This window comes from Extensimonas perlucida (genome assembly GCF_007655255.1).
Taxonomy (GTDB): domain Bacteria; phylum Pseudomonadota; class Gammaproteobacteria; order Burkholderiales; family Burkholderiaceae_C; genus Extensimonas; species Extensimonas perlucida.
Genome location: NZ_VMYE01000001.1, coordinates 47,054 through 59,782, shown reverse-complemented (window position 1 = coordinate 59,782; position 12,729 = coordinate 47,054). Strand labels below are relative to the sequence as shown.

At 61.3% G+C, this 12,729-nt stretch carries 13 protein-coding genes; 1 reads left to right on the top strand and 12 read right to left on the bottom strand.

The window, feature by feature from the left end:
- Positions 1 to 29 precede the first annotated feature (29 nt).
- The 3 genes from FK527_RS00370 to FK527_RS00360 form a co-directional block, all read right to left on the bottom strand.
- Complete coding sequence (locus FK527_RS00370) at positions 30 to 1,913, bottom strand: beta strand repeat-containing protein (protein WP_144728578.1); 1,884 nt, start codon at positions 1,911 to 1,913, stop codon at positions 30 to 32.
- A gap of 550 nt (positions 1,914 to 2,463) precedes the next feature.
- Complete coding sequence (locus FK527_RS00365) at positions 2,464 to 3,666, bottom strand: trypsin-like serine protease (protein ID WP_144728576.1); 1,203 nt, start codon at positions 3,664 to 3,666, stop codon at positions 2,464 to 2,466.
- 44 nt (positions 3,667 to 3,710) lie between these two features.
- Positions 3,711 to 3,965: a helix-turn-helix domain-containing protein gene (locus FK527_RS00360; RefSeq protein WP_144728574.1), complete on the bottom strand. Its 255-nt coding sequence runs from the start codon at positions 3,963 to 3,965 to the stop codon at positions 3,711 to 3,713.
- A gap of 125 nt (positions 3,966 to 4,090) precedes the next feature.
- On the opposite strand from FK527_RS00360, the gene FK527_RS00355 reads away from it, so the two are divergent.
- The gene (locus FK527_RS00355; protein WP_144728572.1) at positions 4,091 to 5,293 is read left to right on the top strand and encodes a site-specific integrase; all 1,203 of its coding nucleotides are present in this window, start codon (positions 4,091 to 4,093) and stop codon (positions 5,291 to 5,293) included.
- Positions 5,294 to 5,375: 82 nt separating this feature from the next.
- Here the strand turns inward: FK527_RS00355 and FK527_RS00350 are convergent, their stop codons facing one another.
- The 9 genes from FK527_RS00350 to FK527_RS00310 form a co-directional block, all read right to left on the bottom strand.
- Complete coding sequence (locus FK527_RS00350) at positions 5,376 to 6,332, bottom strand: nucleotidyl transferase AbiEii/AbiGii toxin family protein (RefSeq protein ID WP_144728570.1); 957 nt, start codon at positions 6,330 to 6,332, stop codon at positions 5,376 to 5,378.
- Positions 6,304 to 6,729 carry a DUF6088 family protein gene (locus FK527_RS00345; protein ID WP_144728568.1) on the bottom strand — a complete coding sequence of 142 codons (426 nt, stop codon included), beginning with the start codon at positions 6,727 to 6,729 and terminating at the stop codon, positions 6,304 to 6,306. The genes FK527_RS00350 and FK527_RS00345 overlap by 29 nt, the downstream gene beginning before the upstream one ends.
- Positions 6,730 to 6,922: 193 nt before the next feature.
- Positions 6,923 to 7,351: a holin family protein gene (locus tag FK527_RS00340; protein WP_144728566.1), complete on the bottom strand. Its 429-nt coding sequence runs from the start codon at positions 7,349 to 7,351 to the stop codon at positions 6,923 to 6,925.
- Positions 7,348 to 7,866, bottom strand: coding sequence for a glycoside hydrolase family 108 protein (locus tag FK527_RS00335; protein WP_144728564.1), 519 nt, complete (start codon positions 7,864 to 7,866; stop codon positions 7,348 to 7,350). Before FK527_RS00335 ends, FK527_RS00340 begins: the two co-directional genes overlap by 4 nt.
- Positions 7,863 to 8,192, bottom strand: coding sequence for a phage holin family protein (locus FK527_RS00330; protein ID WP_020685874.1), 330 nt, complete (start codon positions 8,190 to 8,192; stop codon positions 7,863 to 7,865). The genes FK527_RS00335 and FK527_RS00330 overlap by 4 nt, the downstream gene beginning before the upstream one ends.
- A gap of 10 nt (positions 8,193 to 8,202) precedes the next feature.
- The gene (locus FK527_RS00325; RefSeq protein WP_144728562.1) at positions 8,203 to 9,276 is read right to left on the bottom strand and encodes a phage late control D family protein; all 1,074 of its coding nucleotides are present in this window, start codon (positions 9,274 to 9,276) and stop codon (positions 8,203 to 8,205) included.
- A gap of 10 nt (positions 9,277 to 9,286) precedes the next feature.
- The gene (locus tag FK527_RS00320; RefSeq protein WP_144728560.1) at positions 9,287 to 9,505 is read right to left on the bottom strand and encodes a tail protein X; all 219 of its coding nucleotides are present in this window, start codon (positions 9,503 to 9,505) and stop codon (positions 9,287 to 9,289) included.
- Positions 9,502 to 9,900 carry a phage tail protein gene (locus tag FK527_RS00315; RefSeq protein WP_144728558.1) on the bottom strand — a complete coding sequence of 133 codons (399 nt, stop codon included), beginning with the start codon at positions 9,898 to 9,900 and terminating at the stop codon, positions 9,502 to 9,504. Before FK527_RS00315 ends, FK527_RS00320 begins: the two co-directional genes overlap by 4 nt.
- 22 nt (positions 9,901 to 9,922) lie before the next feature.
- Positions 9,923 to 12,727 (bottom strand): phage tail tape measure protein, encoded by a 2,805-nt coding sequence (locus FK527_RS00310; RefSeq protein ID WP_144728556.1) that lies wholly within the window; start codon positions 12,725 to 12,727, stop codon positions 9,923 to 9,925.
- Between the last annotated feature and the right edge of the window lie 2 nt (positions 12,728 to 12,729).

Below are 12,729 nucleotides of genomic sequence, written 5' to 3'. Positions count from 1 at the left end.
CTAAGTTTGCCAGACATCTCATGGAGAGATTAGAAGTTGATGAAGGTCTCGGACACAGCACCCACGCCCGTCAGCTTGATGACCAAGTCATCAGCCGCCGTGAAGTTACCGTCCTTGTTGGCATCGACGAACACGAAGCTGTCGAGACCGATCTTCGTGTAGGCGACGCCACGATCACCCGCCGGCGTGTTGAACAGATCAACAATGCTGGTCAGGTTGGTGTCAGCCGTAACAGAAGCGGATACATCTGCAACGCCACGCTGGGAACCGGTGAAACCAAAGTTGGTCAGGTCCAGACGGTCGGAGGTGTTAGCCACCGGAGTCGTGTCACCGATCGAATCGAACTTGATCACTTCATCGAAGCCGGTGTCGCCACCCAGGGTGATCTTGCCATCCTTGGAGGTGTCGGTGATCTGCGAGTCGGTAGCGGCCTTCAGCACGAAGGTGTCACGGACTGCACCAACAGCACCAGCCTTAGCATCCAAGGTCACGACGTCAGCACCCTTACCGGTGTAGATGACGTCGCCAGCCTTACCAGCCTTGTAGGTGTCAACACCTTCCGAACCAGTGTAAGCAACGCCCTTAGCATGGCCAGTGAAGTCGATCGTCACGTTGCCGGTGGAGCCAGTCGCGTCAACCTTGGTCACAACACCGATGGTGGTAGCGCTGGACAGATCAACAGAGGCGTCGCCCTTGATGGTCAGGACTTCAGCCTTGTCAGCTGTCAGTTTGGCGGTCAGGGAGAGTTTGGAAGCCTTCAATGCGTCAGTGCCGCCGTCCAGCGTAGCAGCATTGGCCTGCACCACCAGGTTCTCGACGTTGGCGACGGTGACATCAACGCCCTTGATGTTGCCATCAGCACCATTGTCCTTGTTGCCGTCATTCAGCGTGGCGACCAAGGTAAAGGTTTCAGCATCGCCCTTAGCGGTCGTACCTGCGTAATCCTTGCCAACAACGGTAATAGCTTTGGCTACATCGAAGTCACCGTTGGTCTTAGCCTTGCTAGCGATGTTCAGCGTGAAAGTATCAGCTGCATTCGCGAACTTAACTACATCAGCCAGAGCACCGGCGATGGCTTCATCGATCTGAACGGTAGCGAAGCTGTTCAGGGAAACATCGTAGTCGCCCTTGCCGCCCGAAACATCCAGGGTTTCGAAGTTAGTGATGTACTTCGAGGTGGTAGCGTCCAGCTTGGAGCCATCGGTGATGTTGATGATGTCGGTACCATCACCGCCATTCACGCCCTTGTCGAAGGCAGCCAGGTTAGCACCGACGTACAGAGTGTCGTTGCCAGCGCCCAGGTTGGCGGAAGAGCCAGCCTTAGCAACCGCATCAGCGTCGATCACGTCGTTGCCAGTACCGGTCGTGATGGTCACAGCCTTAGCAGACTCGGTCAGTTCAGCCTTGATAGCGCCGGTCGAAGCAGAAGCGTCGAACGTGGTGACCTTGGCCAGCGCAGCGCCGCTCAGATCGACCGAACCAGCGCCAGTGATGGTCACCTTGGTCAGGGTTGCACCGCTGTCGGTGAAGGTCAGCGCGTTGGTGCCCGTCGCCGCGATGGTCGCGGTGGTGATCACATCTGCCTTGGTCGAATCAACTTTGACGTAGGCGTTGTTCGTGGTGATGTTGGCAGTGGTGGCTGCGCTGGCGTTATCAACGCCCAGATCCAGAGTGATCGGGGTAATCGTGCCTGCGACGTTGGTACCGACCGTATCCAGCTTCAGGGCCAGCGTGGTCGCAGTGCCGGCGGTGCCAGCGACATTGACGTTCTGGTTTTGATTCTTGATGGTCAGGTCAGCCAGTGCGCCGATTGCCTTCAAGCTACCAGCGGTCGTGCTGTCAGCTACGGTCACGGCGGACAGGCCCGTGGCATTTGACAGATTCAGGATAGCCTTTGCATCAGCAAAGCGCACGTTGACGTTTTCGATGTTCTTGATGGTTGCAGCGACCTCGTTAGCCTGAGCCAGGGTAGCCGTAAGCGTGTCGGTGCCAGCGCCGCCGTCGATCGCATCGACGCTTTGCAGGGTGTTGATCAGGTTGCCAGCGCCATCTTGAGCAGCAGCTGCGGTGAAGGTGTCGTTGCCCGAGGTGCCGGTGAAGGCAGAGCCGCTGTCCTGATTAACAGTGAGCGTAATAGCCAGCTACTCTGCAATCTCTTTGTAAGTCAAAGACTTACGCGCGTTTTGAAGCCTCCTAAGCACCCACTTCCGACCACTTTCCTACCGCAAAAGGCATATTTTCAGTCTGATCGGATATTTCCTTTGTCTTTTCAAAGACTTAGCCGCATCACCTATCTATATAGACGCAATTTGCAGCCAATCCGACGTACCAACTACCTACCAACCGAAGCCATCTAATGCAAAGGCCACCCAATGTGTCTCATCAGGTGGCCTTTGTGCCTTTTGGGGTGGCACAGGATGCTGTGCTCATTGTGGCGGCTGAGGCGGTTTTTGTGCCTCTGCTTTATGCGAACCAACCGTCATCATCGAGGATGGTACGCACCGCCGTGAGCTTGATCACTCCCTCACCAAAGCTGCCACCCACGGGGTTGAAAACGTCGAGATAGAAGTATTCGCTGGGCTCGGGCGTGCTGTCGCCGATGATCTCCACCGGGATGACCGCCTGGTTCTCATCGGGATACAGGTTCAGTGTGCCACTGACGGCAAGGTAGTCGGTTCCACCCAAGGCCGAGCCATCTCGCGTGGCGTAGTCCACGCTCAGAATCTCATTGGGGTTACTGCGCACGCCGGTGAACTGCAGCAGGAAGTAGGCGTAGCTGGTACCGCTGTTGCCCTCGGCTACTTCCTTCTTGACCTCCTCCGGCTTAGTCGGTGCGTTCGGATAGTGGGCTCGCAGACTCTGGTCGATCCACTGTTGATAGGCACTGACCCGCTGCCAGGCGGCGATTTCGCCGAAACTGCTGTTTGTGCTGCTATCGATATCAGGGTTGATGCTGCCCCGAGTCAGGCTGGCGGTGTAGCTTGCGACGCCGGCAAGCTTGTTCTGGAGGAAGGCTGGACCGCCGCTGTCACCTGATGCAATCAGGCCTTCATCAAGTCCTCGGCCGGTGTCATAGCGATAGATTAATTGGCCCAGTGCATCGTTGGTGGAGGTGCCGTTGTCGAAGTCGGCTATCAGTTGTGTGCCGGAGAGCGGTGTCCAAGCCATTCCTGAGCCGAGATAGCTTTTAAGTGTCGCTGCATCAGCATCGAACTGATTCGACGCCTTGAGCCGGATGGGAGTGGCGGTGTCGCTGCTGGTCGCGCCAGTGCTTCCCGTGCCGGTTCGGCCATAGCCTGAGAAGTTGAAGGCTTGGCCGATCTCGTCGCTGTCACGGTAGATGTCGTAGCGATCGGCCAACACAGGCGCAGTGCCGGACAGCCAGACAATCGCCAGATCGTTATTGCTGTCTACGTCGTACCCCGGGTGCTGGAGGATTTCGGTCGCGGTCAGCGTTTGCGTCCCTCTCCCCGTTTCGAAGGTGACGGTGGCAGATCCCGTCCGTCCTTCGAACAGGTGAGCAGCCGTCAGAATGGCTCGGCCGTCAAAAAGCAAAGTCCCCGTGCCGTAGTAGCCACCAAAGCTCACACGAACTACACCATCGTAACCGTCACCCGGATAGGTACGGTAGCGGGAATCGGTGTAGTAGGTGGTCGTGGTTACCATCGGAGATAAGTCAGCTGCGGAAAACTGCACATTGTCTCAAACGCTCAGTTTCCTTGCGACGCTTTCGCCTGTTCGGCCTTCAGGATTACCCCGATAGCCCCGTCATCGCGAGTGATGAATTCGATGCCGGCCAGGCTCAGGGCCTTGACCACCTTGTTCAGCGTGGAGCTTCGGCTGTCGGCCAGCGCTCCTTCCATGCGCAGCAGTGCCGACATCGAGATGCCCGAGGCCTTGAGCAGGTCCTCCCGGCTCCAGCCCAGCATCGCGCGTGCGGCACGGATCTGTCTTCCGTCGATCATGGTCGACTCCTCTTCTTTCTTGCCCGGTCTTGGTAGGTAAATATTCTGGTCTATCGGACGCTTTTTGTGCCCTTTCCGGCGCATTGTATCGTAATATGACCCTCAATTGATAGAGGAGCACGACGATGCCAGCACAAGCGTTGACGACCGAATTCCTGGCGACCCTGCCAGGTCGCGAGCCTGCCTCCGGGGCCGTGAGTTACTTCGATACGGAGATCAAGGGCTTCTTGCTGGAGCATCGCGCCAGTGGCGGAGCGACCTTCTACTTCCGCTACCGCGATGCCGCCGGCAAGGTGCGACTGAACCGGATTGGCCGGGCCGATGAGATTTCGGTGTCGGACGCCCGGGCCAAGGCGCACAAGATGAAGCAGATGGTCACCGAGGGTGGCGACCCCAAGGTGGAGAGCCATCGTTTCAAAGATGTACCGACCTTCGGGGATTTCGTGGCCGAGCGCTACCTGCCCTACGCCAAGACGAGGAAGCGCAGCTGGGAGACGGACGAGACGATGCTGCGCAATCACCTGCTGCCGGTGTTTGCCGATTTCCGGATGAACCGGATCACCCGCTCGGATGTGGTGGCCTTCCACCACGCGGTGTTCGAGAAGGGCTACGCAGCCGGCACCTGCAACCGGATGATCGTGCTGATGAAGTTCATCTACAACTGCGCGATCCGCTGGGACATCCTGCCGCCCAAGGGCAATCCCTGTGATGGCGTGGAGCCCTTTGAGGATCACGGTGCGCGGGAGCGTTACCTGACGACCGAGGAGGTGCAGCGGCTGTTTGATGAGCTGGACACCAACCGCAATGTGCAGGTCGGCCAGGTGATCCGGTTGCTGCTCTACACAGGTGCTCGCAAGCGCGAGATCCTGGACGCCCGGTGGGACGAGATCGATTTCAACCGCCGGATGCTGACGGTGCCGGCGGCGCGGTCGAAGTCGAAGAAGCCACGCCACATTCCGCTCTCCGATGCGGCGGTGGAATTGCTGCAGTCGCTGCCCCGGCAGGACGACATCCCCTGGGTGTTCTTCAACCCGAAGACGAAGAAGCCACCGGTGTCGATCTTCTACGCCTGGGACTCGATCCGCAAAAAGGTCGGGCTGGAGGAAGTGCGGCTGCACGACCTGCGCCACAGCTACGCGAGTTTCCTGGTCAATGCCGGGCGGTCGCTCTACGAGGTGCAAAAGCTCCTCGGCCACCACGATCCGAAGGTAACGATGCGCTACGCGCACCTGTCGCCGCAGGCGATGCTGGAGGCGGTCAATGTGGTGGGGAATGTCGTGGGACGGCGGCCGGTGGTGAATCAATCGGCGGCGGTGGCCACCGCCTGATTTTTTGTCCGAAGAATGTCATCACTTTTCGGACAACGCTGGAGAGGAATGGAGCGCGACACATTGCTGTCGCGCTTTTGCTTTATGCCTTCAGCTGCCCGATCAGGGACTCAGCCAACTCGATGAACACTGCCCGGGCCTCGGCAAATGTTACCGGCTCTCCGAACACCAGCTCATCAACGAAGCGAAGGTAGTCGCGCTCGAAGGCGTCCGCCTCGTGGTGCAAGGCATCCAGGACCACGCGCATCTGCCCTACGGGGTCTTCTTCAAATTCTGGGTACTGGTTGCGGAACTGGGTCGCATCGCCAGCCACCAGTGCTGCAAAGTGTTCGTGCGGCAGCGCCAGCCTTTCACGCCCTCGGGCGATGGCTCTCACATCGTAGAGGTGACGAACCAAGCGGTCGTCGTAGTCGGCACGATTGCGACCGGCGCGGGCTTCTGCCGTTCGGCGCAGGAAAGACAGCACCTTTTCAGCGAGGGTTTCCTCGACGCCAATGCACTCCACATGCAAATCCGTCCTGGGCGCCTGGATCAGGGCATCCAGCATGGACGCGATGGGCAGCGGTGCCGTGGGCAGCACAGGCGGGCGGGCATTGAGCTCCACTTTGATCTCTGGCCGCAGGCTGGCCACCGGCGCAAAGCGGCTCTCGTAATGCAGATTCAGTGAGACGTAGCTGTTCTCGTCGCGGGCGATGATCTCGTTGGCCGGCACCGCAAAGCCAGCGTCCACCAGCACGGCGGCCAAGCGTTTCTTGAAATGGCTGAGCAAGCGACTGCGCGCACTGCGCGACAAACCCTGCGGCAGCACCAGCTTGAAATCGATGTCTTCGGACATCCGCTCGATCAGTCCGTGCGCTTTGGAGAGGCAGGTTCCGCCGCAAAACACCAACTGGATGCCATCGCTGTCCACCGCCACGACGGTGCGCAGCACTTCGGTGATCAGAAGGTCTTTCTCGAAGATACCGGGGGGCAACGAAGTGAGCCCTTCGTTGCGCACATCCAGGATCAGGTCATGCTCGCGCGCTGTAATGGTTTTCATAGCGCACGGTGCTGATGCCGACGGTGATCTTGCGGGAAATACGACGCTGGCCGGTGTTGAACGTCGTGCGCACCGGAATCTGTGTGGTCTTGCCCTCGACGTAGTCGGCTTGGGCGCGGCCCAGTTGCACAGGCACTCCCAGCTTCTCTAGCGCTTCTTGCGCCAGCTCTTCCAGGGACACACGCGGCACCGGTTTGCCGGACAAGGTGCTCGGACGTGCTTTGGCGTAGACGCCATAACCGAGGCGAACGATCTTGCCCGCCTCGATCAGCTCCTTGATCGCCCGGCTGATCTGGCTGGGGCTACCCATGGTCTCGAAATCCGCGCGTAGGACAACCTCGCCCTTGCGCAGGGCGATGGAACGAACCATCCTGTCTTTGACGCTGAGTCGGCTCATGGCGACCTCCGATGTGATGCAAACATTGCTCATACACTGTACTCGATCTTGACTTTTATTTCTAGTCAATCCCTGTGTTTTTTGATGCAATGATTGCTCATTGTAAAAACGAAAAATCCCCCGACCCCACCACCTGTGAAGGCAGTGAGATCGGGGGATCGTCGTTTCAGATTGTCGTGCTCGGCAACACCGGTCAGCGTGCCGGCCCACGCCACTTGTCGAAGCTGCGCGCCCCGGTGTAGCCCAGGTAGCCGGCACCGAAGAGCCACCACAGACTCTCGGGTACCGCGCCCAGCAGCTTGTTCAGGTTCTCCGCTGCCTGGAATACGTGCATCGGCCACCAGATGCCGATGATGGCGCCCATCACGCACAGCAGGATCACCCCGTAGATCACGTACAGGAAGGTCGGACGTGCCCGGCTGGTCCAGGGATCGGCCGAGTTGGCTTCGGCCAGGATCGCCGACAGGCTGGTCTGCATCTCCTGCAGCGCCAGTTGCCCTTCCGCCTGCAGCAGTGCGAGCTTGGCCTTTTCGCGCTCGGCAGGATCGGGCACCAAGCGGTCGATCAGCCGACTGCCGGCTTCGAGCAGTCCCGGCGCCAAGGTGGGCAGTATCGGAATCATACGAGGCCCTCCACAAATTCAGCCATCCGGTTCATCCAGCCAGCGGCGAAGGCCGACTGCCTGGGATCGTTGGTAATCAGCCGTCCAAGATGACGCAGGCGCTGACCCAGCACCTTGCCGTAGAGCGCACCTTGGTCGGCTTTTGCGATGGCTGCCTGGGTCTTGGGACCGATCACACCATCTGCGGTAACGCCCAGCGCTGCCTGCAGCCATTGCACGGCTCGCTTGGGTCCGGAATGCACACCGGCATCGACCAGCAGATGCAGCAGCGCCGGATGATTGATGGTCTCGAATCTGGGGCCGGTGATGTACTGCTGGCGGTAGATGGCACGGGCTTGAGTTTCCGTCAGCGCCTGGACTTCAGCAGCCGTGGCCGGTCGACCGAGCTTGCGCCATGCCCCAAGCGTCTGCGCAGTGATGCCGAAGTTCGTTGGCCCGCCCCGGTCAGCCGGATGATTCACGTAGCCGCCCTCACGGCGGATGATCTCGTCGAGGATGGTGTCGATGGCGTTCATGGCCGCTCCTTGTTGGCGGAATTGCCCAGACGCGTCTGCGCCCAGCGCTCCAGTTGGTAGATAGCCTGGCTGCCCATGTGGCCGGAAATACCGACCAAGGCTGCGGTCACCAGGGGATTGAACTGCGCGGCCTCGCACAGCCAGAAGGTGATGAGACCGGCAAACGCCGAGGTGGCGATCTCACCGATGAGCTCGACCACGTTGAAGGCACGGGTCTCACCGGATTTGACCTTGCGGTAGAAATTGACCAGGCCACCCCAGGCGGCCAGGCCCGTCACCCACAGGTAGGTGATCAGGCCGTAGGTCGAAGGATCTTTTTCGGGCACGGTGTCCTCCTTATGCGTTGTGTTCAGCGGGGTTATCGGTCACTGGCACGGCCGAAGCGGTGAAGCGCTCGCACTCGACCTGCGCCGTGTAGCCCTGGCTGCCCAGGCGGTGCTCGACGCGCTTGATGCGCCAGTCGGTCGGGATGCCGGGGCGCAGAGAAAGCGACAGCCGTCCCTCGGCAGCGAGTCGTGGATCACCCGGCAGGCTGAAACTCAACTCACCTTGCCTCCGTTCACCGGTGTTCTTGCGGGTGGCAGCCGCCGCCTTGGCTTCCGCCTCAGTGGCGTGGACATAGCGGATTTCCTCAAACGGTGGTGAGCCGGTGGTCACTTCCCGGCGCTCGCCTTTCTCGAAATCCCACCAGTAGGCTTTGGTGCCACCGGTTGCTGTCGTCGGTGGCTTTTGCGTATCGTGGTTGCTGGTGGTGCCGCTGCCCCCGGGTTTGCGGGCCGAGTGTCGGTAGCGCCATTCGGCGAGATCACTGGATCTGAGGGTGATCGTCGGCATCACCTGTCCGGTAATGGTCTTGATCGACCCCTGCTTAGCCAGTACCAGGAAGCCAGCGACGGGCTTGGCCACAGCATCGTGCTTGGCCGCGAGACGCGTCAGCAGCGCCATGTCCGATTCGGCGGTCTGATCCAGATGCGGGATCGCAATGGCGCCCAGCTCCGGATCGATCTTGGCCTGATAGCGGTGCTCGGCAGCGATGGTCTCGGCCAGTTGGCCAAGCGTCGTCGCATCCCAGGAGCGGGTCTTGGGACTGCGAAACGGCCCCACCATATCGGCCGCCTTGGCCGAGACCGTCAGCGTAGCCGGTGGCGAGCGGATCTCGACCTCATCGACGATGAAGCGCCCCAAGGACACCAGCCGGGTTTCGGCATAGCCCAGCGACACGGTGAGCACCGTACCGATGCGCGGCAGCTCAGCAATCGCGCCGTCCTCACGGCGACGATCATCGAGGGTCAGCTTCAGCTCATCGGACTGGATGCCGGCTTCGTCGGTCACGACCAGTTCGAGCAGCCGGTCGCGGATCGCGCCGGTAATCTCTACAAGGTCAGCGTAGATGCGGAAGATCGGTTGCATCTTCCCCTCCTCACGACCACAGCCGGATCACCGGCGCTTCAGTCGGCAGCGGCAGATCGGGCAACTCGACCACCAGGCCAGCCACAAGGACCGGGGACAACTGGGCCAACTGCGGATTGGCTTCGAGCACGGCGGTCAATACATCGCTGCGCCCGTAATGCCGCCAGACCAGATCGTCGAGCACATCGCCATCACGGGTGATCACCCGTTTGAAGATCGGCCGGGTCATGGCTGATCCTCCCCATAGGCCTTGAGCTTGATGCGGAACTCGATCCGGCGCGCTTGACCGTCATCGGCAAACACCGTGCGGGTATCGCCAATCTCAGTGATCACCCAGGCACCCCAGATGCGGCCCAGGCCATCGACCAGTTGCAGCGGCTTGCCGGCGTCCGCCAGCGCACGCATCGCATCGACTTGGCCGAGGCCACCCTTGAAGCTCGGGTAGATCACGCCGTCGAGTTCGATCTCGCCGACGTTCCGGCCGACAAACTGCAGAGCCGGATCGCGGTGGATACGCGCCTGCTCCAGCCAGCGCCAGGACTGGTTCAGCGAGAACTTCTGGTAGGCGAGCGTACTGACCTCAAAACGAAACTCGCCCAGGCCCAACATCACTCGTTCGGCCATGGCACACCTCCCAACAGAAAAATCAGTCGTACATCGCCGCAGCCGGACTGCGGGTGGTCTCGCGCACCAGCGCACGCAGGCGCGACTCGATGAGTGCGGCGATCTCGCGCGCATCCATCCCGGGCGGAGCATTGACCGTGATCGGAGCGGACAGCGAGACACTGGTGTTGCCACGCACAGCCAGTGGTTGAGCCGGCATCGTCACCGGTCTGGCACCCGCCACTGACGGACTGCCCGCTGACATCGGCGCGATGCCGACGGGTGCGGTGCCGACGGAGGGGCGTGGCGCGACCAGCGCAGCAGTGCCACCGACCGCTGCCGGACGCGCAGTAGCCGGAGCCGTGGCAGTGGGCGACGCCGGCTTATCGCTACCGAAGAGCGAACCGAACCAGTCGCCGACCTGCTTGCCGGCATTCATCACCCAGCCGATCTTGCCGGCGATCCAGTCGATGGCGGTCGCGACCGTGCCCATGATGTCGGACCATAGCTGCGTGAAATAACCCGCCACGGGTTGCCAGGCGGCGCTGAACGATGCCATGGGTGAGAACGACAATAAGGCGTTGAAGGTGTCGATCACCCAGCCAGCAAGGGCTCCCACGGCTTGAATCGGTGAGGTCAGCACCGTAAATGCTGTGCTCAACCCGCTGCCGATCACCGTCCCGAGCGATTGGCCCGAGGCTGAGAGCGCAGCGAACTCGTCCTGGGTGAGCGTCACCGGCGCGAGCAGCTTCCCAATCCAACCTACAACCTGGCTCACGCCGTCAGCCAAGAAGCCAAACACGAAGGCGACCGCCTGGCCAATCGGCGCGAGCGGTGCCAGTGCCGTGGAAAGATTACTGATCGCTGGCTGCAAGGCCGATTGGATGCCTTCGAACACGCCGCCGACATACGCAGCAATGGGGTCCCAGTATTTGCGGATCACCAGCGCCAGGCCTGCAACCGCAGCACCAATCCCGGCCACGATCCAGGTGATCGGGTTGGCCAAGAGCGCTACTGTGGTCGCACCAATCGCAGGTAGCATTGCCCAGAAGGCCAGCGCCGCCGACTTGATGGGCGCGATCAGCCCGAGGGCTCCGGTCTGAATCCGACCCCAGGCCAGCGACAAAATGCTGGCACTGGTTCCAGTGGCCGCCGCCTGCACTTGCAACAGCGCCAATCCCGCACGGGCTGATTGGAATGCGGTGTTGGCGGCCAGGATCGGCCCCTTCACGAAAGTCCAGGCGTAACCCAGTGCGATGGTGGCCACCTTCAAGCCCAGCACGGCACCGACGGTGCCCACCACCACTTGCGTGACGATAGGAAAGCGTTCGGCCAGGTTGGCCAGACTGTCGATGGGCCCCATCAGCGCGCCCACCAGGCTGTTCAAGGTCGGCAGCAGTGCATTGCCTACCGTGATGCCCAGCCGGCTCATCTGGTTCTTCAGGAGCTGCAGGTTGTTCGCGGTGGTGGCCGAGCGTGCTTCGTACTCCTTCTGCATCGAGCCCGCATAGGCGGTCTGATCGGCCACCAGGCCCACCGCCTTCTCGTAGGTCTCCATCGACCCCACCAGCTTGGCGATGTCGTCGGCGTACTCCATGCCGAACAGATCAGACAGGGTGCCCATCAGATCGGGGGCGTTCTTCACCTGCCGCAGGAAGGTCGTCAGCGCCCCTTGGGCATCGCGCTGGATCATCTTCTTCATGACCTCAGCAGACAGCCCGATGTCCTGCAAGCCTTGCTGGAACTTCTCGTTCTGCTTGTCGGCGGTCGCCAACTTCATCAAGAGCGCATTGATGCCGGTCGCGGCGACTTCGGGTGGTGTCTTAAGCGCCAGGAAGGTCGCCCCCAGGGCGTTCAACTGCGCGCCGGACAGGCCGAAGAGCTTCGCCGTCGAGCCCGCCCGGTTGGCGATGTTCAGGAGATCGGATGCCTTGGCGTCCATATTGTTGGACAGGTGGTTGATCGCGTCGCCGAGTTTGACCACCTCGTCCTGGGTCAATCCGAAGATCGAGCGCAGGCCCGTCATGGCCGCGCCGGCCTGCTGGCCCGACAGGTCAAAGGCCACGCCCATTTTGGCGGCGTCCTCGGCAAAGCGCAGCAACTCCTCGCGGGCGATGCCGGCCTGGCCGGCCGCCGCGACGATGGCGCCGATGCCGTCAGCAGCCATCGGAATGCGGGTCGACATCAAGAGCACATCTTTGGACATCTGCCCGAATTGATCCGGCGTGTCGAAATTGACCACCTTCTTGACGTCGGCCATCACCGACTCAAACTGGACAGCCGGTTGCACCAAACCGTAGAGCGCACCGCCCAGGGCCACCGCATCCATCATCTGGGCACGGTAGGCGCTGCGGTTCTCGAGATTACGGGCCTGTGCCTGTTGGGCGCGGGTCAGGGCTTCGGTGCGGGTACGCAGGGTTTCGAGCTGACTGCCGAGGCGCGCAGACTCACTGCCCATGGCGCGGGTGTTCACCCCAGCCCGGGTCAAAGAGGTGCTCAGTTCATCGACGGCCGAGCGCTGGCGACGGTAGGCCTCTTCAGCACGGGTGGCAGCGGCACGAGCACGTTCCAGTTCACGGGTCTGCTTGGCCGTGGCGCCGCCATCCTGGCCGGCAATGTTCGCTTCCAGCCCGGAAACCTTCTGCTGCGCCGCGCGCATGGCGAGCGCTGCATCCCGAGCTTGGGTGCGCAGGGTTTCCAGCTGACGGATACCGGACTGTTTGTTGCCCAGCTCGGCCATCGTGGAGCCCAGCTGGTTCAACTGCGCCTGGGCACCGCGAACCGCCGAGCCGAGCGAGGCCGCCAGCGTGGCACCGATGCTGATCTGAACAGGATGCGCTGTGGCCATGG

Excerpts from the sequence above, each read along its gene's own strand:
- FK527_RS00365 (WP_144728576.1), bottom strand. The coding sequence starts at position 3,666 with ATGGTAACCACGACCACCTACTACACCGATTCCCGCTACCGTACCTAT.
- FK527_RS00360 (WP_144728574.1), bottom strand. The coding sequence starts at position 3,965 with ATGATCGACGGAAGACAGATCCGTGCCGCACGCGCGATGCTGGGCTGG.
- FK527_RS00355 (WP_144728572.1), top strand. The coding sequence starts at position 4,091 with ATGCCAGCACAAGCGTTGACGACCGAATTCCTGGCGACCCTGCCAGGT.
- FK527_RS00350 (WP_144728570.1), bottom strand. The coding sequence starts at position 6,332 with ATGAAAACCATTACAGCGCGCGAGCATGACCTGATCCTGGATGTGCGC.
- FK527_RS00345 (WP_144728568.1), bottom strand. The coding sequence starts at position 6,729 with ATGAGCCGACTCAGCGTCAAAGACAGGATGGTTCGTTCCATCGCCCTG.
- FK527_RS00340 (WP_144728566.1), bottom strand. The coding sequence starts at position 7,351 with ATGATTCCGATACTGCCCACCTTGGCGCCGGGACTGCTCGAAGCCGGC.
- FK527_RS00335 (WP_144728564.1), bottom strand. The coding sequence starts at position 7,866 with ATGAACGCCATCGACACCATCCTCGACGAGATCATCCGCCGTGAGGGC.
- FK527_RS00325 (WP_144728562.1), bottom strand. The coding sequence starts at position 9,276 with ATGCAACCGATCTTCCGCATCTACGCTGACCTTGTAGAGATTACCGGC.
- FK527_RS00320 (WP_144728560.1), bottom strand. The coding sequence starts at position 9,505 with ATGACCCGGCCGATCTTCAAACGGGTGATCACCCGTGATGGCGATGTG.
- FK527_RS00315 (WP_144728558.1), bottom strand. The coding sequence starts at position 9,900 with ATGGCCGAACGAGTGATGTTGGGCCTGGGCGAGTTTCGTTTTGAGGTC.
- FK527_RS00310 (WP_144728556.1), bottom strand. The coding sequence starts at position 12,727 with ATGGCCACAGCGCATCCTGTTCAGATCAGCATCGGTGCCACGCTGGCG.